At 43.6% G+C, this 19,331-nt stretch carries 20 protein-coding genes and 1 pseudogene; 9 read left to right on the top strand and 12 right to left on the bottom strand.

Annotated elements, in window-relative coordinates:
* A pseudogene (locus ACFX4H_RS13855) lies at window positions 1–158 on the bottom strand (NAD(P)/FAD-dependent oxidoreductase); the annotation flags it as partial.
* A 39-nt stretch (window positions 159–197) separates the two neighbouring features.
* The gene (locus ACFX4H_RS13850) at window positions 198–629 is read right to left on the bottom strand and encodes a DUF1641 domain-containing protein (protein WP_377435637.1); all 432 of its coding nucleotides are present in this window, start codon (window positions 627–629) and stop codon (window positions 198–200) included.
* Window positions 630–950: 321 nt separating this feature from the next.
* Between ACFX4H_RS13850 and ACFX4H_RS13845 the strand changes: the two genes are divergently transcribed.
* Window positions 951–1,121, top strand: coding sequence for a hypothetical protein (locus tag ACFX4H_RS13845; protein ID WP_161784817.1), 171 nt, complete (start codon window positions 951–953; stop codon window positions 1,119–1,121).
* A gap of 61 nt (window positions 1,122–1,182) precedes the next feature.
* Window positions 1,183–1,338, top strand: a complete 156-nt coding sequence (locus ACFX4H_RS13840) for a hypothetical protein (protein ID WP_377435636.1) — start codon at window positions 1,183–1,185, stop codon at window positions 1,336–1,338.
* Window positions 1,339–1,908: 570 nt separating this feature from the next.
* Here the strand turns inward: ACFX4H_RS13840 and ACFX4H_RS13835 are convergent.
* Window positions 1,909–2,493, bottom strand: coding sequence for a DJ-1/PfpI family protein (locus ACFX4H_RS13835; RefSeq protein ID WP_377435635.1), 585 nt, complete (start codon window positions 2,491–2,493; stop codon window positions 1,909–1,911).
* 149 nt (window positions 2,494–2,642) lie between these two features.
* On the opposite strand from ACFX4H_RS13835, the gene ACFX4H_RS13830 reads away from it, so the two are divergent.
* Together ACFX4H_RS13830 and ACFX4H_RS13825 are read left to right on the top strand one after the other, a co-directional pair.
* Window positions 2,643–3,074, top strand: a complete 432-nt coding sequence (locus ACFX4H_RS13830; protein ID WP_377435634.1) for an Lrp/AsnC family transcriptional regulator — start codon at window positions 2,643–2,645, stop codon at window positions 3,072–3,074.
* Between the two features lie 118 nt (window positions 3,075–3,192).
* Complete coding sequence (locus ACFX4H_RS13825) at window positions 3,193–4,023, top strand: STAS domain-containing protein (RefSeq protein ID WP_241635486.1); 831 nt, start codon at window positions 3,193–3,195, stop codon at window positions 4,021–4,023.
* 215 nt (window positions 4,024–4,238) lie between these two features.
* Here the strand turns inward: ACFX4H_RS13825 and ACFX4H_RS13820 are convergent, their stop codons facing one another.
* Window positions 4,239–4,763: a GNAT family N-acetyltransferase gene (locus ACFX4H_RS13820; RefSeq protein WP_377435633.1), complete on the bottom strand. Its 525-nt coding sequence runs from the start codon at window positions 4,761–4,763 to the stop codon at window positions 4,239–4,241.
* Window positions 4,764–4,915: 152 nt separating this feature from the next.
* Here ACFX4H_RS13820 and ACFX4H_RS13815 point away from each other — a divergent pair, with 152 nt between their 5' ends.
* Window positions 4,916–5,062 (top strand): hypothetical protein, encoded by a 147-nt coding sequence (locus ACFX4H_RS13815; protein WP_141236089.1) that lies wholly within the window; start codon window positions 4,916–4,918, stop codon window positions 5,060–5,062.
* Between the two features lie 117 nt (window positions 5,063–5,179).
* Window positions 5,180–6,145, top strand: coding sequence for a quinone oxidoreductase family protein (locus ACFX4H_RS13810; RefSeq protein WP_241635481.1), 966 nt, complete (start codon window positions 5,180–5,182; stop codon window positions 6,143–6,145).
* Between the two features lie 356 nt (window positions 6,146–6,501).
* Here the strand turns inward: ACFX4H_RS13810 and ACFX4H_RS13805 are convergent, their stop codons facing one another.
* Window positions 6,502–7,890, bottom strand: coding sequence for a hypothetical protein (locus tag ACFX4H_RS13805; RefSeq protein ID WP_377435632.1), 1,389 nt, complete (start codon window positions 7,888–7,890; stop codon window positions 6,502–6,504).
* 232 nt (window positions 7,891–8,122) lie between these two features.
* On the opposite strand from ACFX4H_RS13805, the gene ACFX4H_RS13800 reads away from it, so the two are divergent.
* Window positions 8,123–9,886 carry a hypothetical protein gene (locus ACFX4H_RS13800; protein WP_377435631.1) on the top strand — a complete coding sequence of 588 codons (1,764 nt, stop codon included), beginning with the start codon at window positions 8,123–8,125 and terminating at the stop codon, window positions 9,884–9,886.
* Between the two features lie 96 nt (window positions 9,887–9,982).
* On the opposite strand, the gene ACFX4H_RS13795 is transcribed toward ACFX4H_RS13800, so the two are convergent.
* On the bottom strand, window positions 9,983–10,678 hold the full coding sequence (locus ACFX4H_RS13795; RefSeq protein ID WP_377435630.1) for an FHA domain-containing protein: 696 nt from the start codon (window positions 10,676–10,678) through the stop codon (window positions 9,983–9,985).
* 1,012 nt (window positions 10,679–11,690) lie between these two features.
* Here ACFX4H_RS13795 and ACFX4H_RS13790 point away from each other — a divergent pair.
* Window positions 11,691–13,148: a protein adenylyltransferase SelO gene (locus ACFX4H_RS13790; protein WP_241635474.1), complete on the top strand. Its 1,458-nt coding sequence runs from the start codon at window positions 11,691–11,693 to the stop codon at window positions 13,146–13,148.
* A gap of 91 nt (window positions 13,149–13,239) precedes the next feature.
* On the opposite strand, the gene ACFX4H_RS13785 is transcribed toward ACFX4H_RS13790, so the two are convergent.
* Window positions 13,240–13,668 (bottom strand): MarR family winged helix-turn-helix transcriptional regulator, encoded by a 429-nt coding sequence (locus ACFX4H_RS13785; protein ID WP_053536324.1) that lies wholly within the window; start codon window positions 13,666–13,668, stop codon window positions 13,240–13,242.
* A gap of 122 nt (window positions 13,669–13,790) precedes the next feature.
* Here ACFX4H_RS13785 and ACFX4H_RS13780 point away from each other — a divergent pair, with 122 nt between their 5' ends.
* Window positions 13,791–14,378 carry an NAD(P)H-dependent oxidoreductase gene (locus ACFX4H_RS13780; protein WP_034304269.1) on the top strand — a complete coding sequence of 196 codons (588 nt, stop codon included), beginning with the start codon at window positions 13,791–13,793 and terminating at the stop codon, window positions 14,376–14,378.
* Between the two features lie 58 nt (window positions 14,379–14,436).
* On the opposite strand, the gene ACFX4H_RS13775 is transcribed toward ACFX4H_RS13780, so the two are convergent.
* The 5 genes from ACFX4H_RS13775 to ACFX4H_RS13755 all read right to left on the bottom strand — a co-directional run bounded on the left by ACFX4H_RS13775 (window position 14,437) and on the right by ACFX4H_RS13755 (window position 19,325).
* Entirely contained in the window at window positions 14,437–15,762 is a 1,326-nt protein-coding gene (locus tag ACFX4H_RS13775) for an SLC5/6 family protein (RefSeq protein ID WP_283866450.1), read from the bottom strand.
* A gap of 3 nt (window positions 15,763–15,765) precedes the next feature.
* Window positions 15,766–16,464 carry a response regulator transcription factor gene (locus ACFX4H_RS13770; RefSeq protein WP_377435629.1) on the bottom strand — a complete coding sequence of 233 codons (699 nt, stop codon included), beginning with the start codon at window positions 16,462–16,464 and terminating at the stop codon, window positions 15,766–15,768.
* Window positions 16,461–17,225 carry a sensor histidine kinase gene (locus tag ACFX4H_RS13765; protein WP_034304264.1) on the bottom strand — a complete coding sequence of 255 codons (765 nt, stop codon included), beginning with the start codon at window positions 17,223–17,225 and terminating at the stop codon, window positions 16,461–16,463. Before ACFX4H_RS13765 ends, ACFX4H_RS13770 begins: the two co-directional genes overlap by 4 nt.
* A gap of 88 nt (window positions 17,226–17,313) precedes the next feature.
* Window positions 17,314–18,303, bottom strand: coding sequence for an ABC transporter ATP-binding protein (locus tag ACFX4H_RS13760; RefSeq protein WP_063590112.1), 990 nt, complete (start codon window positions 18,301–18,303; stop codon window positions 17,314–17,316).
* A complete protein-coding gene (locus ACFX4H_RS13755) occupies window positions 18,303–19,325 on the bottom strand; it encodes an ABC transporter ATP-binding protein (RefSeq protein WP_034304261.1) in 1,023 nt (340 codons plus the stop codon). Before ACFX4H_RS13755 ends, ACFX4H_RS13760 begins: the two co-directional genes overlap by 1 nt.
* Window positions 19,326–19,331: the final 6 nt, after the last annotated feature.

Here is a 19,331-nt window from a genome sequence, read left to right as displayed (position 1 = left end):
CCGCCTGCAAGACGGTGCAATTCGGTGATGATTTGGTGCGTTGGAAATTGGTTCACCACTGTAACCTGCACTTCATCTTTATTGTAATATTCACGTACGGATAAGGCAGATAGTAATCCTGCGTAACCTGCACCTAAGATGACGATTTGTTTTGACATAGTTAATCCCCCGTCCTTACTGATTGAAAGTTCATCAAATTATTTTTGGTTTTTACGTTCTGCAGAGACTTCAAGAAATGCTTGGGCGAAACGGAAAAGCTTTTGTGCTTCCGGATCTTTCATCATCCTTAACAGACCAAAAAGACCGATCACATCATTATTCTCTTCTGCACGATCCTTAGCCTCGATGGCATTAGCAGCAAGCCCTTTCACTGAATGGACCACAGGTGTCGCGATCTCCGAAATGGCGCAGACCGTATCATTTTTCAACACATCATCAGTCGCAACCGATTGAGCGAAATCATAAGACTTTGTTAAAATATTCACTAACTCAGTTAGTTTTGGTAACTGCTCGACTAAAGTGTTCAATGATTCCTGAACCTCAGGCTTTAATAATTGGTCCAGTACATCTAATTGTTTTTGGCGGGCATTAAGTTGTTCAGTTTGTGATTGGGTAATCGTTTCTGACATATCCAATTCTCCTTTGCAATAAGCATTTTGTTGATGTAATTAGAAAAACTTGTAAAATATTACACAATGTGAGACGAGAAAAAATACTAACAAAAATGTAATAAAAGCTAAACTATAGTATATCCCTTTAGTGGCTTGAAAACAGCTGATTTTTTAAAAAAGATTCATAAAATCATCTTTTCCTGCTTATTTGAAGTACAGATTTTAATGAAAGTTACCTGTCTTTACCTAAAGTGTACTGTAAGAGGGTGTCTGCCATCGACGCCTGTCATACATATTTCCATCTTGATTTGCCATCCTAAATGATGGAGGTGAAAAAATGTGACGGATTCAGAATCTAAACTTACAGAAGAGAATAATGGTAAGAAGCTTCATAAACTGGTTGGCAGTATGGAATATACTAAAGCGCAACTAATGGAAGGTATGAATGGGATTTCTGAAGTTTACCTCAAAAACAGCGAGGAAGGCACATCGGAAACACCTGATAAATAATATTGTTGTGTAAGCATACTTAAATAGCAGGAACAACAGGCTTGAGGAAAACATACAAAGCGTGGAAGATAAATTCGCCAATGGCGAGCTGGATAGTCTCGATGTCATTCGCCGGTATGGTGTCATCATCGATTATGCAACGAATAAAGCCTTGCCGGAATCAACAAAACAGTTCCGTGCATCCATGAAAACCCGTTCATTGACTTATTGGAAATAACGTGAAACAGGTTCCGAATTCACTCGGAACCCCAGACTGCAGATCAACTCGAAAAAAACGAGTTTGCCTGCAGTTTTTTTTTGAAAAAAAGATCCAGTTGATTTCAGAAATCCGCTCCCTTTCCGCCGACTGTCTGCCAAGCCTCCTCACCGCAAGCGGCTGCGGAGTCTCGGCTAGCCAGTTATTCGGCAGGAGTGTCGCAACTTTCTTCAATCTTTTAAGGGTTTCATCCGTATAAAATAGTAAAAAACATAACCAAAGGTTTCTTTTAAAATCATGGTTTGGAATTAGACCATTCCGTACCTCTTTTTGCCGCTGCTTTCACGGTCCTTTGTACTTCCTAATTGCTTTGATATCTTCCATGTTTCAAGTTTTCATCCTTCTATTTTAAAAAGACTGTAGGAGAAAGAGGTCGGAAAACGTATTTAAATAATATTTAAATAATGTAAAGTATTTCCTTCGACTCCAAGTATGATTTCCATCTGTATTTTGTAACAAAGTGCGACTCCCCGACCGCCCGCGGATAAGCGAGTTTCTTGAGCGGAAACCAATATCCCAATCGTGTCATTCTTAATGGAAACCCATCAATTCCTTCACATGTTTACAATTATCTTGTGAAGTGAGCATTTCCAAGAGCGTAAAGGCAACATCGAATGCTGTGGATGGATTGTAGGATGTAATGATATTGTCCGTGACGACAATCGGTTCGTTCACGACAATCGCCCCAACCTCTTTTAGCTGCCCCTGTCTCGTACTGGTTGGGTGGTTGTATGTTGTGGCTTTTCTTCCATTCAATATCCCGCTTTTTCCTAGTGGGAGGGAACCTACACAAATGGTTGCGATGATTTTGTTCTTATTATGAAAATGCTTGATCACATCAAGAAACCTCTGATCATAGGCATCCTCATAGAAACCGGCTTCTTCAAAGCCTCCTGGAATGGCCAGGGCATCGTAGTCATCAAGGTTCACTTGATCGAGGGTCAGTTCGGGCTGCACGATGAAATTCCAGGTGCATTTCAATCGTTCGTGAAGTCCCACCGTAACCAGGTCAGTGGTGCCATCACCCTCTAATTTATTCCACCCCAATACATCTGTAAACACACTTGCTTCAACCGCTTCGAATCCATTGGATAGCAGCATCAATACTTTTTTCATAACAGCATCCCCCTTATTTATATTTGAATTAATTATATAAAAAGCAAATTCCTTTATACATGTGATTAATTACGTATTCATCTCATTTCTTTTTATTTTATAATGTATTTGAAAGGATTCTGTTAATAATAAAAAGTGGGGCGATTGAGATGGATCGAACGGATAAAAAAATACTTTCCTTGCTTGAGAATAATGGGCGCATGTCCATGAAAGAACTGGCACAAGAAGTGTCCTTAACGGCTCCAGCAACGAAAGAACGTGTGAATAAATTAGAGGAAAGCGGAGTGATAAAGGGGTATAAAACGGAAATATCACTTGAAAAACTTGATAGGAGCATTACGGCATTCATATTATTCGAAACGGATAGATGCAAAGATTTTTATCAATTTAGCTTGAGCCATCCGGAAGTTCTGGAATGCCACCGGTTAGCCGGTCAATACAGTTATCTTATCAAAATAAGTACATATTCGATGGAAACGCTGGAAAACTTCGTCGATGAAGCCATTAAATACGGGAAATCTTCCACCCATCTGATTTTTTCTTCCGCATCGAAAAATGTTTTTTCAGGAGAGGAGATTTAACCAGCTTCAACACCTTCTCTTTAATATATGAGCGATTAGCAGGAAAAAACTCCATCAATATAGAAAGTAAATAGTAACAAAAATCACAGTTGGATGTTCAAAAAGGGAGTGGAGAAGAGTGAGTTTTGTTTATGATGAAGATAAAATAATGGAATTCCTTTTGCAGAATAAAAGTGAGTTTGAAGAATATCTTTTATCAGCAGCGGTCAATGTCAGAGATAAAATCGAAGAAATCCTTCTGATTGGAAATGTCGATCTTTTGAATAATGCACATAAGCTCGTCCGTTATATAGTGGAGCAGAATGAAACGGATTTGATTGCCTTTGCCGAACAAGAGGGAGTTACGTGGGCAACCCACTCCTTGACGCTTTCATTCAAGCTGGAATGGATTCAGGCCCTTCGCAGAACGCTTTGGACCTTTCTTTATAAGTTCGAACAAGAAAAGAAAGCGTTCATTGAGGATTCCAAGGTCTTTTTTGATTTAGAGAAAATAGTGAATGAAAAGGTTGATGAATTTCTTAAATCCTTTTTCGTCAGTTACTCCGATTACAAAGACAAATTGATTCTCGCTCAGCAAAACTTGGTGGAAAATCTATCCGTCCCGATCATTCCCGTCACTTCCACCACCTGTGTCCTTCCGTTAATCGGGACAATCGATTATTCACGAATTCAGATAATCGAAGAAAAGGTATTGATGGAGATAGGTAAACTGCGGATACAAACCTTGATCTTGGATTTGTCCGGTATCATCGAAATCGAAGTTGAAATGATCAATGATTTGATGAAAATCCTCGATGGAACGGCAATGATGGGGTGTAAAGCTGTGGTGACTGGATTACGCCCAGAAGTTGTTACGAAAATGATCCGTTCAGGGATTCAGCTCGATAATAAAGCAGAAACAAAGGGTACGCTGCAGCAGGCCTTGAAGGACTATCTTGTAGTTACCTAAATCGTGAAGTGGGAGTCGCCATGTTTTGGTGACTTTTTTTTGTAGGTAATTTGGAATATAAAGGAAGATTATTTGCGGTTTTATCCTGTCAAAATAAGTAAATGGAATGGGAAAAGGATGCTCCGGACAGAACCGAATCTTGGTTCCGGAAATTCGCACCCTTTCCGCCGACTGTCGCGAATTTCTTCAGGATCAACCTTCCAAAGAAGTTGGTTTCACTTCAGCAAGGAATAGACATATGTATCATGAGGGATCCCGTTTTGGTAAATATAACTTCTTAATATTCCTTCCTTGATGAAACCCAGCTTAAGCAAGAGCTCACTTGATGGCTGATTTTCCAGAAAAACGACCGCGCCGATACGGGTTAAATCAAGGTCGGTGAAACCGTAGGCGATAGCTTCCTTAAGCGCTTCTGACGCAAATCCTTTACGCCAATGCGCTGGATGGATTTCATAACCGATTTCCGCCCGCCTGTATTTGGGACTGTGGGCATGAAAACCGATGGTGCCAATCAATTCCTGTGTATCTTTTCTTTCCATTCCCCATCGAACGGCTCGTTTTTCATGATAGTTTTTCGCAAAGGCTGCTACAATATCCTTGGCCTGTTCGACATTCTCCAATGTATCCTGTCCATAAAAGCGGGTGACTTCATCTTTTGATAAGCATTGGAAAAGAGCTTCCGCATCACTTTCACGAATTTCCCGTAAGCGTAACCTTTCCGTGTTCAATACAGGAAACATTTTTTTCCCTCCTCATAAATCAGTTTTCTATCTATTCGGTCTCGATAAAGGTTTTTCCTTTATTATGAAGTGCTTATTTTGCCGGTATTTTCGGTGGTAATCGGACAAGCTAACATTAGTTCAAAAAACATTGGATGAAGGGGAGATAGATCATGGGAAAAAAACATCGCAACCGCATTGCTTCACCAAAAAAGAATAACCATATACCGAAAGCGGATATCATTGCAGAACATGAAGCACACGGTAAGGAATATTCTGCAAATAAACGAAAGAATGGCCCTGGTTCCAATATAGATTGAGTAAGTGTAGTGACCGCTCCTGCCTTTAATGGGCAGGGCGGTCTTTTGTGTTTATTGCCATCAAAGGGTCCATCCTATATCTTAAAGAATGAAGAAACATTGAAGGGAGTTAGGATGATGAAAGCACTTGTCTTTGATGATTTCGGCGGGCCGGAAGTTCTGTCTGTAAGGGAAATTGCAGAGCCTGAACGTTCAAAAACAGCCGTGATCGTTCGAATGAAAGCAATTGGGTTGAATTTTGCTGATGTATATAGAAGGAAAGGGAATTATCATTTGGTGGGTGATCCCCCCTTCATTCTAGGGTATGAAGGGGCAGGGGTCATCGAATATGCCGGGGAAGATGTCCATCATGTGAAAGCAGGAGATCGTGTCGGGTTCGCTGATGTTCCCCATGCCAATGCGGAGCTGGTTTCAGTTCCAGCTGATAAGCTGTTGCCGCTGCCTGAGGGCATTTCCTTTGAAACGGCCGCTTCCATTTTACTTCAAGGATTGACTGCCCAATATTTAACGCATGACAGCCATCGAGTTAAAGAAGGGGAAACTATTCTGGTCCATGCCGCTGCAGGCGGAGTCGGTCAATTACTGACACAGATGATCAGGATGAAGGGCGGTCAGGTCATTGGCTTGACCTCATCGAATGATAAAGCGGCTGTTGCCAAACAAATGGGTGCGGATCATGTTTTCCTTTACGGATCGGACTGGGTGGAGTCCATTAAGGATGTTACTGGCGGTAAAGGCGTTGATGTCGTTTATGAATCAGTGGGCCAAACCTTGATGGATAGTTTCCGTGCGACCAAGACTGGAGGAGCTGTCGTATTCTTTGGGATGGCAGGCGGTGATCCTGAGAAAATCGATCCCAGGATGTTAATGGATACATCCAAGGCATTAATAGGCGGAGACCTATGGAACGTCCTGACTACCCATGAAGAACGGACAAGAAGGACAGCAGAGCTGTTCCAATGGATTCTGTCAGGGGAAATCCACATCAAAGAACCGACTCTTTTTTCGTTGGAAAATGGGGCGGATGCACATCGACTTCTTGAAAGCAGGAAAAGTTCGGGGAAACTATTATTAATACCATAACAAATCATGAGGGCTTTCCATTCTAAATGGGGGCCTGTTTGTCTGTCGAGATTCAACCCCTTATTCATACTGATGATTAAAACCTTTTTCAGTTCCTTTATATAAACCCATGCTTAGACCCTTGGAATAACTCCATAATAAATGCCCCTGCCCTTACAGGTGTTATGGCCTGCCGTCAAAACAACTTGCTTCCCAAGTCCCCTTATCCACAAGAGCCATATGCAACACACGAATTCAGAGGTGAAATCCACAGTGCGCCAATCACCAAACCACAATCGTCATTCTGCAATTCACAGACGGCATTTGTTACAAGCAAAAAAAGAGAACGGATCCGTTCTCTTGGAAAACATATTATTTTAAGACGAAATGGAGAGAACATCGAGACGCTCCTTTTGAATCGCGAAATAGGATTGGAGGGTTTCCTTTTTCTTTGTGAGAGGGAAGTTCCGGACGTCCGGGGCCACTGCATGATTGCCGAATTGGAGAAGCAAGGTCAATAGCCTGTCCAACTGGCCATATGCATCGTTTCTAATGCGGGCCATATATTCGGCCGCGACCTGTTTATCTTCGGTACTTTTCCTTTTTCCTTCCGCCCGGAATTCATCGGTCACTGTCTTTACACGGGAAATGAGCCATGTTTCGCACCAGTCGTTCAGCATATGGCGGATGAAGTCCGCTTGATGGTATTTACGGAGAATGGGCTCGATATGTTCATCCATTTCCAAATCATTCACTTCCCTGCGGAGAGCTTTCTCGGAGATGTTTCTATGAAAATGGTCGCGTTCAAGCAGGCTTTTGATGGATTCTGCCTGGTGGGCATACTTGACCATTTGTTCCAATGCTTCATTGTACATGATTTTGCTTAAATAAGCAGAGGCTTGTTTTGGGGCATGAAGCAACTGCTTATTGGCGGGTAGAGCCTGGCCAAATTTCTTAAGGGAATGAGAATAGATGAAACGGGCTAACTTCTGCAGTTCCTTTTGGATATCATGGGAGATGTTCGTCGCTTCTTGCAGAAATGAACGGAAAATATATTTGCCGACCCGTTCCAATTCCCTGCATACAGAATCATTGATATGCCCAAGGTAGCCAGAGTTAAAAATCGTTCTCCGCAACAATGTCCGTTCCGCCCTATTTTCCTTATACTCCTCCAAGACGCCTTCGGTAAAGGTGAATACCAGAACTTCTTTTTTTGAAAAAGCCCTGCTCGCAAAAGAAATCGTCACGATATGGCCTAAAGCGTCATGGATTGCAGCGACTGCATCCAATAAGCGCTGCCTTGTGAATGGCGAGTTGGAATCAGGAACGATTTCATGATAATCGAACAGTACTTCTTCAGACTTCAAAACGGACATTCGGAAGGCACCCATAAGCAGCAGCCGTTTTCCATGAATCGTTAATGCCTTGAAAGCAGCGCTATAAAAGAAACGGTACTTTTTGCAATAACGGTCCGTCTTCCTGTTATAGCCAAGATTACTTGCAGGACCAAGGTTAAACTTGTACAAAACATCTTCACCTTGATGAACAGGCACAAACACTTTTTTTAGTGATCCTTGTGGTGCGGTGAATTTATGGATGATCTGCCTTAAGTACTTTTCTGTCGTTCCGACTCCCCGGGCCATCATATGAAGCGGGCTCTGAATGACCCCGTCCCAATCACTGTGGAGCAAGGCGTACAAACACGTATCGAATTCAGTGGAGGATACATTTCTTAATAGGTACCGGTATGTTTCTTCATAAATCATAAGGCTTCGCCCCCTTTGGCATCGATTCTTTTCTAGAGTCTATATAAACATTGAATCGGAAAAAGTAGCATCGGTGGGGCAAATAGTTTTGACGTAATTTCGCTAGATTTAAAAAATAGTAAATTAGTTGCATAAAAGTGGTAAAATGGGTAAATGGGAACATACATGACAAGGAGAGATTTTTCAAACCATGATACTTTCACTACTCGGTTTCATCTTAAAAGGAATTTTAATGAAAATACCATTTGCCATATTGGGACTTTCTTTGATTCCGCAGAGATGGACGAACGCCATCACCAAAAAGGATATACCTTTTTTCATAGAACAAATGCTGAGACTTTTAGTTTCTGCTGCGATATTGTTTTTCGTTATCGATATCATGCTGCTGGATCTTACTGCCGCTGGATTCTTTTCGTGTTTTGCCATTATTCTCGGGCTCATTCTCATCATCGATTCAAGCATGTATATGTACAGGGCCACTGAATCTTCTTCAAGCACCCGACGGAATCGGAGGGGAAATGAAGCGGCAAAGCAGCCAAAAACACCTTGGAACGTACATTTCAACAGTTTGATGGGTGTCGTGTTGATTGCCGCATGGATCATCATGCTGTTTTACCCGCTCACTTTTGCCGCAGATCTGCATGGATTGGCGAAGGTCGATAAGAAAAAAGAGCTGGAAGAAGTTCAAGATATAAAAACCATGCCGCTCGTTACAGTGAAAATGGCTGACGCAAAAGGCGATGCGGCGATTAATAAAATAGAAAATGCATCATATTTCACTGAAGGCGAATACCGTCTGACCAATATCAATGATGAATTGGCTTATACATCACCCATTGAAATGGACGGGTTTTTAAAAGCCGGGAAAGCGGATTACACGCCAGGTTATAATCTGATTTCCGCCATATCGACGGATAAAGGGGCAAGTACTGTCAAAGGGAAGATGCTGTATGCTCCCTCACAGTACCTTGATCATGATTTGGAAAGGACCATCCGCAAGGCATATCCGAATAAAATCATCCATGATTCATATTTGGAACCGAATGAAGATGGAAAGCCCTTCTTCGTAGCTTCAGTCGGACATTTTTTGAAATACCGCAGCGGTCCCGTGGTGGACGGGGTGGTATTGGTGAATCCGGAAACGGGGGACACGAAATACTATCCAAAAGGAAAAGAACCTAAATGGGTAGATCGGACATTCACATTGGAAACAGCCCTGGAATATTGGACTTACTGGGGAAAATATGTTCACGGTTGGAAAAACCAGTCCCTGATTGGGCCGAAGAAAGATGTCCTGATTCCTAATGAGGATAATATGCAGGTTACGTTTAACGAAAAAGGCGAATTCATTTATGTAGTGGACTTTACCCGGGCTAAATCAAAAGGCAACTCCAAAACCCTTGTAGGTTATGGTGTTTTCAATGCCAAAACCGGTGAAATGACGTACTACAAAGGCGTCACGTCCGTTCTGACCGGAAAGGAAGCAAAATCCAACGCCAATGCGAGTGAGTTTTTGTCCAAATATCCAGGCTGGAAAGCCACAAATGGAATTTTCTATACGATTTACGGTGCTCCCACATATGTGATCCCGGTTACAAAGGGCAGCAAGTTCCAGGGTGTGGCGATCGTTTATGCCAATAGCGATAATCCCCAAGTGGTCTTTGGGAAAACGAAAGAAGAAGCTTTCCGCAATTATAAAAAACTGATTGCCTCTTTAGGGAAAGTAAGCGGTGTGACGCCTCAAAAAGGATTTGAGATGAAAGAAATAAAGGGGAAGGTAATGAGGATCAATGATGCCAATCTCTCGAATGGATACGTATTCCATTTAATCGTCGAAGGCAATGCCAAGAGGTTCTCGGTGGACCCAGGTGTCAATGCGCTATCTGATGTGGTGTTGACGAATGTAGGGGACCGGGTTGTGCTGAAGGTGATGGATATGGAAGAAGACATCGTTCCAGTCGATGAATTCACTAATCTGGATTTGCCAAAGAAATGATAATGGACCGTGGACATGTACACTTGCCAGCTCCAATATAAGCATGAAAAAAAGCATTGTTTTCAACAATGCTTTTTTCATGTTTTCGAATGAATGTCATGATAAGTCCGATAAATTGAATGAATGGATGGATTCCATATAATATCCCTTTTGAATGACGGCCTTTATCGCAAAGTGCCCATTTAACCTTTTCCGGACGCGGTACAGCAGTGAAGCGATTTCCTCTGCCGTCACTATTTGCTCGGGATCTCCGACTCGCTCTGGCCAGACTTGCTGGACAATTTCTTCCTTTGAAATAAGATTGTCCAAATTTTCATAAAGCAGCTTAAAGCAATTGAATTCCTTGGTCGGCATTTTAATGGGTGCTTCTTCATTGATGATCACGGTCTGAAGGTGCTCATTGATAGCGACGGTTTGCAGCAATTCGGGGTTCACCGGCGTGAAATCCATTGTTAAATCGTTGTCGATGGAGATTATGAATTCAATCAATCCATTGACCAATGTAATCGAATCCCCCGGTTCAATTTGACAGGGATTGCCCGGTACGAGGGGCATCTGGTTCACGGAGGTGCCGTGTTTGCTTGCCAAATCCTCAATGAGGAGCTGCCCTTCCTCCATATAAATCCGGCAATGTTCCCTGGAAACAAAGTCATTGTAAAGCCTGAAATCAGCTTTGGAGTGCTGGCTTGCCCGGCCGATCAGCAGGCTGTTCCCTTCATATACATAGGCGAATTCCTCGGTTTGGCCTTTGTGCATGGTCCTCAATACAACCTTGAAAGTTTTATAGATCATTCACTTCATACCCCTTAAAAAATCTGAAAATTTAAATTATTTTCATGAATTTATCATTTTGGCTACATGGCTGTTTAGTGGGTTCAATTTTATAATTATAAATTATCAGTCGCTTACTTACTAACGAAAAATGAAAAAAATCAAATTAGGCACACAGCCATTATAACAAAGAGGAACGAAGGATGAAGAAGAAACTCTATTTTTGCTGATGTTCGCTTTGACTGTGGGAGAAGTGGTTCCTCAAAGCCGGCCAGGCAGCACCGGAAGAAGTTTGCGATGAAAATGTACCTTACGCTTGTGGAAAAGGAGTTGACCAAAGGTGAGTATGTGGAGAGATAGGATAAATGCCTTCAGCATCCTGCTGATGATCATCAGTATGATCGTATATATTATTTTTCCCCAGCCCTTTACCCTCATTCTGTACTGTATATTTGGCATTGCCTTTATCAGCCTGACTTTACTGAATTAAGCATATCCTTGAATGGGTGGAGGATGGAACCAATAAGAAGAGAAGAAACAAGCCTGCCGAATCAATGGCAGGCTTTTTTGATGCATAATGTTTCATAATGGAATTGTAACTATTGGCATCTTAGGAAAAGAAGCAGGAACCTAAAGGGTGCCTACTTGAGTTTATAGGCAAATGGAACAAAATTGATTGGAACGGAAGGTGCGGGACTTCTGCGGGATAAGCGCGTCGAGGGAAGGCCCCGCAGGAGTAAAGCGAGTGCCTGGAGTGGAATGATTTTCATCGGATTTGTCTACAGTCTGAAGCAGGAACCCATTAAGGGTACCTGCTTTCTTTCATTCTAAGGACCGCAATCGTTTTATGAAATCCCGGGACGTAATGGATTTAACACGACTTTAAAAGAGCCATTTTTATGCAAAAAAGGTATAATTAATTGTTAGAAGCAGACATTAAAAAATGGACTGCAACTTAGTTTTATCGCGTGTTTTAACTGAATCTTGAGCGAAATATCTTTTATAAAAAATCAAAATAAGAAAAGGAGAAACCATGACTAATGAAACAGGATGGAATTTAGACAATAGCTATGCACGTCTACCGGAAAAGTTTTTCACGAGCACGAACCCGACTCCTGTACGTTCACCGGAGTTGATCATTCTCAATGAGGGTGTGGCGGATTCTCTTGGTTTGGACGTGAAGTCGCTGCAAAGCGAAGATGGTGTGGCGGTGTTTGCCGGAAACGAGATCCCGCAAGGTGCTTCGCCTCTTGCCCAAGCATATGCTGGGCATCAATTCGGTCATTTTAACATGTTAGGGGACGGCCGGGCGATATTGCTTGGCGAGCAGGTGTTGCCAGAAGGCGGGAGGGTCGATATCCAGCTGAAGGGGCCAGGAAGAACGCCATATTCCCGCGGGGGCGATGGCCGGGCTGCACTTGGACCGATGCTGCGCGAATACATCATCAGCGAGGCGATGCACGGGCTCGGCATTCCTACCACCCGAAGTCTGGCAGTGGTGACGACCGGTGAAACGGTGATTCGTGAAACAGGGCTGCCCGGTGCCATCATGACCCGTGTGGCTTCGAGTCATCTTCGTGTCGGAACTTTTCAATTCGCTGCAAAATGGGGCACGATCGAGGAACTGCGGACACTTGCCGATTATGCCATTGAGCGTCATTTTCCAGACATTGAAGCAGATGAAAGCCGTTACCTTTCGCTGCTGCAGGAAGTGGTCAAGCGTCAGGCTGAGCTCATTGCCCAATGGCAGCTGGTCGGCTTCATTCATGGAGTGATGAACACCGACAACATGACGATCAGCGGGGAAACCATCGATTATGGCCCTTGCGCCTTCATGGATGCCTATGACCCTGCAACCGTATTCAGTTCAATTGATAGGCAAGGCCGCTATGCCTATGGTAACCAGCCGGTAATTGGGGGTTGGAATCTTGCACGGTTCGCTGAATCCCTATTGCCGCTGTTGCATGATGACGATGATCAGGCCGTTACACTGGCCCAAGATAAGATTTCCGTTTTTAATGATCTGTATCATTCCAATTGGTTAGCGGGAATGAGGGCGAAACTGGGGATATTCAACGAAGAGACTCAGGATGAGGCCCTAATAAATGGCATCCTCAGTATGATGAAGAAGCATGGTGCCGACTATACCAATACTTTCCGAGCTCTGACCTTTGATAAAAAGGAGGATACGGTCCTTTTCGGGACACCGGAATTCGCTCAGTGGCAGGAGCTTTGGCAGGCGAGGCTAGGGAGGCAGAAGGAATCGAAAGAGTCTTCGAATCAGTTGATGCAGAACAGCAATCCTGCAGTGATTCCGCGGAACCACCGGGTGGAAGAGGCGTTGGAGGCGGCAGTGGAACAAGAGGACTACAGTGTGATGGAACGGCTGTTGGATGTTCTTGCAAATCCTTATGCACACTGCGAAAAACAAGCAGAATACGCCGCACTGCCTGAGTCAACAAAACCTTATCGGACTTTTTGCGGTACCTGATCATAAAACATGCATGGAGATAATGTAAGAGCTCCCGCGATTGAAGTCGATTCTTCGTCAACTTCAATTGCGGGAGCCCTTTTTGTGTTCATCAGTAAAAAAGTTTTGTTTGAAGAATGTCCAGGGCACGGTCAATCTCCGCTAAATCTTCCTTTGATGCATGTTGCAGCCGGCTTTGAAAACGGGATTCCACGATTGCAAAAGCCTCGTTCATCATCATTTCCCCTTCTTTGGAGAGGCGGATGTATTGTTTCCGTCTATCTTCCGAATCACTTATTTTTTCAATTAAATTCTTTTCGCTTAATTTTTTCAGTTCACGGCTCGTGTTAGGCATGGAGATATGATGACAGTCACTGATTTCACTTGGTGTGACAGGCTGACTGACGGTTATATATTCAAGAATTTTATATTGTACCGGCGTGATGGAATCGGATTTGGCGTTTTGTGTCAATTCGTGTGTCACTTGATGTACGGAAGTTGTAAATGTGACCATTTTTTCAAAAAGAGCTTTTTTGTCCATAACGTTCACCTCTCTACTTGAGAAGATATCAAAAATATTATCAAAATACAATTATCATTTGACAACAAAAAAGATGGTGTTATATGATTGTTATCAAATGATAAGTAAATAGGGGGTACGTCATGAACATGCTGGTCATCTACACATATCCAAATCATAAAAGCCTAAGCCATGCTTTTTTAGAAAAAGTCGTCAAAGGAAGTAAGGAGAACCCGAACATAAAGGGGCTGCAGGTCTTGGATTTATATGAAGAGGGCTTCAATCCGCTCTTGGAGTTCAATGAGCATAAACGAAGGCGTGATATGCATCGTGATCCTCAGTTTGAAAAATATAGAAATCAAATTATTTGGGCCGACAAGATTGTCTTTGTCTATCCGATCTGGTGGGGGAGGCCACCGGCCATGCTGATGGGATACATCGATCAATTATTTTCTGCGAATTTTGCCTACAGGGATAAAAAGGGCTTGTTCCCGGAAGGCCTTCTGAAAGGAAAGTCGGTCGTATGTGTGTCCACGATGAAGGGACCTGCAAAGTATCCGCTTCTCTGGTTGAATGATGCGCATAAAATATTGATGAAAAGAGCATTATTCAATTTTGTCGGGATCAAGAAAGTGAAGTTTTTCGAATTCGGTAATATGGAAAGCCCAAAGGGGAAACAAACGCAAAAGCTAGAAAAGGTTTATCGGTATTTCAGGAAGGTGGCTAGCTAAGTTTTTACGGGATTAAAGAAGAACCCCATTCATTCATAATGAATGGGGGTGGCCGTATTCATGGTTTTGTTTTCACGATCCTCCATTTGTTCTTGATAAGGGTAAGGATCGTACAAATCACCAGGATCGTCAATGAAGCCAATCCGCTGAACCATATGCTTTGGAATTCACTTACATGAGGCTGGATGATGTATGAAGCCACAATCGCCAGGACCGCGCTTATCGGTATGTAATCAGCGACTTTTCCTTTACTGAATACGATAACCAGGATTGGAGCCAGCAATGCCGAATATATATTGCCTGAATAAAATAAGAGCTCCAATAGGTTTGGGGAATAGAAGAGTGTAGCAACGAAAACCAATCCTCCAATACAGATCGAAAGCAGGCAGGCCATCCTTATTTTTTGCTGGTCGCTTTTTTTTGTTTGTAATGGTTCAAGTATATTGGCTACGATCAGGCTTACCAATGAATGCAGGCAGGCACCGAATGTTGAGGTGATTGCACTGATGGCGCAGAGCACAAAAAGGATGAAAAAGAATGGTGTCGTTATTTTATTTGCCAATCCAGCCAGTATCGAGTGTATATCAGTGAAGCCGCCCGTAAAGATTACCATGATGAACAGGGATGAAAAGGAGAGCGGGAATATGATCCATATAAGGCCGGATAAAGAGAATGTCAATCTTACCTTTTTCATTTCCATCATGAATAATCGCTGCCACGAAGTCAGGTCAAAGAAAAACTGGCCGAACCCGACAAGAAGTCCTGCAAAAAGAAAACTCCATAGATCATACTTATTGATTACGAGCATGTATGGATGGTATAAACGAATCCCATCATAAACAGGCTGAATCCCTTCCTTGACGAAAAAGTATAAAGGAATCAAGATAACTGCGGCAAACATGGATATGACCTGAAAAGCGGCGAATCCATGAATGAGCTTTAAACCGCCGAATCCAGCATAAAGGACACAGAAGGCGAAAAAAAAGAACAGCCCTACATAGAGGGGCGTATCGAAAAGAAACTGACATAGGGTGGACGCGGCCATTCCCTGAATGAATAAAATGTGTAAGCTGGTTATGACCAGGATCACGATCAATATCCAATATCCGAGAGGATGGAGCCGGGCTTTTAAATAGTCCCCGATGGTCAAGCCCTCGGGGAAATCCTGCCGGACCCTCTTCCCGATGAAGCTGAACATGAACAGGGCGATCGCTCCCATCAGGGCGTATCCGATCCCTCCGAAAACTCCATACTTCACCATCGATTCAGGGGAGGATAATATTGTGGTGCCTGTCACCCAGCGTGCCAGGAGGGAGATGATCCCCAAGCCCATCCCGATTTGAATGGGGCCTTGTACGTATTCTTGAAATGTACGTGATCGCAATGTTCATTTTCCTTTCTCGCGGAACTCCTTGGGCGTGATTCCCTCTATCTTCCGGAATAAAGTGCTGAAATAATGCTGGCTATTGAAACCCGATTTTTCAGCGACGTCTGATATGCTCCAGCTGGTGTTATTGGTTAAGGCCCTTTTTGCGGCCTTTATTCTATAGTGCATTAAATATTCCGAAAATGAAGTGCCGACTTCTTCATGGAATTTCCTGCTTAAATAAGTCGGATTGGTATGCACTTCACGGGCGATGTCCGAAAGGGAGAGTTTATCGGCATAGTTTTCATGAATGAATGAAAGCGAATGGTGAATAAGTGTTGAATAGTTATGGGAAGATTCCCTTTTGTCATACTTGGCCAGGACTTTATGCAAATCACTTTCTATTACAGGTTTCGTTAAATAATCAACCACGCCTATCCTGATGGATTGCTGGGCATAATCGAAGCTTTGATGCGCGGTCACCATGATGATTTCGACTTCTTTGTTCAGCGCCCTTAGGTCTTCACCAAATTCAAGACCCGATCGCCCCGGCAGATTAATATCCAGGAAAGCGAGGTTGATTTTATGATTTTGGTTGAGGGTCAGTGCCTGACAGGCATCAGCAGCTTTGTGAAATTTCCAAAAAGGGTAAATGGACTGAATCATATATTCCATTTGTTCAAGGACCAATGGTTCGTCATCAACTAATAATACATTCATTCCTCCGCCTCCTCCATTTTCCTATCAAAAACCAGCGGCCATGATACCTCTACCTTTGTTCCCGATTCATTGGAAGCTATATGCAATTGTGCACGGTCATTGAAATACAAATATAAACGTTTTTGGATATTATCGAGGCCATGGCCGCCATCGTCCGTAACGGAAGATTCATTTCCCATCAATCCATTGTCCGCCACTTCCAGATACACCATTTGTGATTCCAGATAGAACCGGATATGCAGCAGGGCTTCACCCACTTTTTTTTCCAACCCGTGTTTAAATGAATTCTCCACCAAGGTCTGGAGAATGAAGGGCGGGACAAGTGCGGTTGATAACGGTTCCGGGCACTCCATATCAATCTTGAGCCGATCACCGAAGCGAAGGGTCTGGATGTCGAGATAATGCTGGGTATACTGGATTTCCTGGGAAAGGGGGATCAATGGTTCCGATGCTTTATACTTGAATTTCAGGAATTGCGAAAAAGCCTCTAAGGCCCGTATCAATTCTGCCGTCCTGTTCAGGCGGGCCAAGCCCAGAATGACATTCAGTGTATTAAACAAAAAGTGCGGCTGGATCTGCTGGTTCAATTTATTATATTGTGCTTCTTGCAGTGCTTGCTCCAGGCGGATCTCCTTGTTTTTATTTTCAAGAAGATCGATCCTTTTCTCGAATATGAATAGAAATAAAAGAGCGATAGCTCCCATGATGGGAGCTAAAATGAAGAGCATGATAATTAACGTGAATCCCTCGTAACTTAGCATGGAGAACCTCTGCTTGTTATATTTTTAAATAACTTGAATGATTCTGTTTATTAGTATCATACTAAAGACCCCTCCGGAAATCTACAGCTTAAGACACAATGTGACAAGCCACTTGATGGTTTTGTGCCGATCGTTTCAGTTCGGGCAGCTGTGTTTTGCAGATATCCTGTACAAACGGGCACCGTGTATGGAAGCGGCAGCCGTTTGGAGGGTCGATGGGTGACGGGACATCACCCGTCAATAGGATCCGTTCTCTTTCATGTACAGGATTCGGTACTGGGATGGCCGATAGCAATGCCCTTGTATATGGATGCTGCGGCTGTTCGAAAATGGACTTTTTATCGGCTATTTCGACTATTTTTCCGAGATACATGACCATCACCCGATCCGAGATATGTCTGACCACACCTAAATCATGCGAAATGAAAAGAAAGGTAAGGTCGAACTGGCGCTGCAAGGATTTTAATAAATTCAGCACTTGCGCTTGAATGGAGACATCCAGTGCAGATACAGCTTCGTCACATATGATCAATTTGGGATCCACGGCCAGAGCCCGCGCAATCCCGATCCGCTGTCTTTGGCCGCCGCTGAATTCATGCGGGTATCTTTCCATGGATTCAGGTCTCAGCCCGACATGTCCCAATAATTCTTCAATCCGGCTCTTCCGGTTTTCTTTAGGGACTACATTTTGGATCGCCAAAGCTTCCCCGAGAATTTTGCCGATCGTCTGTCTTGGGTTGAGGGAGGCAAAGGGGTCTTGAAAAATAACCTGCAGATCCTTCCTGGTACGCCGCATTTCTTTTTTGCCTAAACTCAGTAAATCCCTATCCTGAAAGTGAATGCTCCCGCTCGTCGGTTCATCCAATCGAAGGATGGCCCTTCCGGTAGTCGATTTCCCGCAGCCGGATTCGCCGACGATGCTTAAGGTTTCACCCTGTTTGATATCGAAGGTAATGTCATCAACGGCTTTTACATGATTGATGGTCCTTCCGAAAAATCCTCCCTTGATCGGAAAATATTGCTTCAATTGATCCACTTTAAGCAGAACCTTTTTCTCTGCAGCTGGTACACCCATCATTAAATCCCCACCTTTTCTTGAGCGTCATATGCCTTCTCCCATTGGGGGGTGAACATCCAGCAGCTGACCTCCGTACTTGGGCCGATGGCCTGGAGATCCGGTACGGCTTGTTCACAAATGCCTTTCGCATGTGGACAGCGGGGAGCGAAGCTGCATCCCTTGGGCATGTTGTAAGGACTTGGAACGGTCCCTGGAATTGTGGTCAGTTCTTCCTGGTCCATGTCCAGACGGGGAAGGGAGTTCAATAAACCAATGGTGTAAGGATGTTTAGGATTTGTGAATATTTCCTTGGCCAAGGTATATTCAACGATTTTCCCTGCGTACATGACAGCGACCCGATCACAGGTTTCGTATACGACACCCAAATCATGTGTAATCAAAATGACAGCCGTCCCGAAATCCTTTTGCAGCGTCTTGATCAGTTCGAGGATTTGGGCTTGGATCGTCACATCCAGTGCTGTTGTAGGTTCATCGGCTATTAAAACCTCAGGGTGGCAGGCAAGTGCCATGGCAATCATGACCCTTTGCCTCATTCCGCCGCTTAGCTCATGCGGCTCCTGTTTTGCCCTCTTTTCAGGTGAAGGGATCCCGACGAGCCGAAGCATGTCGACGGCTTTATCCCATGCTTCCTTTTTTCCCAGCTTTTGATGGAGCCGGATCGCTTCCGCAATTTGCTCGCCCGCTGAATATACGGGATTCAATGACGTCATCGGCTCCTGAAAAATCATCGAAATTTCATTCCCGCGTATGGACCGCATCTGTTTTTCAGACTTCGTAAGCAGATCTTCCCCTTTAAAAAGGATGCTGCCGCCGGCAATCTTGCCGGGTGGCGATGGAATGAGCCTTAACAATGAGAGCGATGTTATGCTTTTCCCGCTTCCCGACTCCCCGACGATTCCTAGCGTTTCCCCTTTATTGAGGGAGAAACTGATCCCATTGACTGCTTTACTCGTTCCTTCATCAGTGAAAAAGTGGGTCTGCAGGTTTTTTACCTCCAGTATTTTATCAGCATCCTGATTCATCATCAT

Origin of the sequence: Peribacillus sp. YIM B13477 (assembly GCF_042787955.1) — a bacterium.
Lineage (GTDB): Bacteria > Bacillota > Bacilli > Bacillales > DSM-1321 > Peribacillus > Peribacillus frigoritolerans.
The sequence above is the reverse complement of the archived record's forward strand: the minus strand, read 5'-3'. Positions and strand labels throughout refer to the sequence as shown.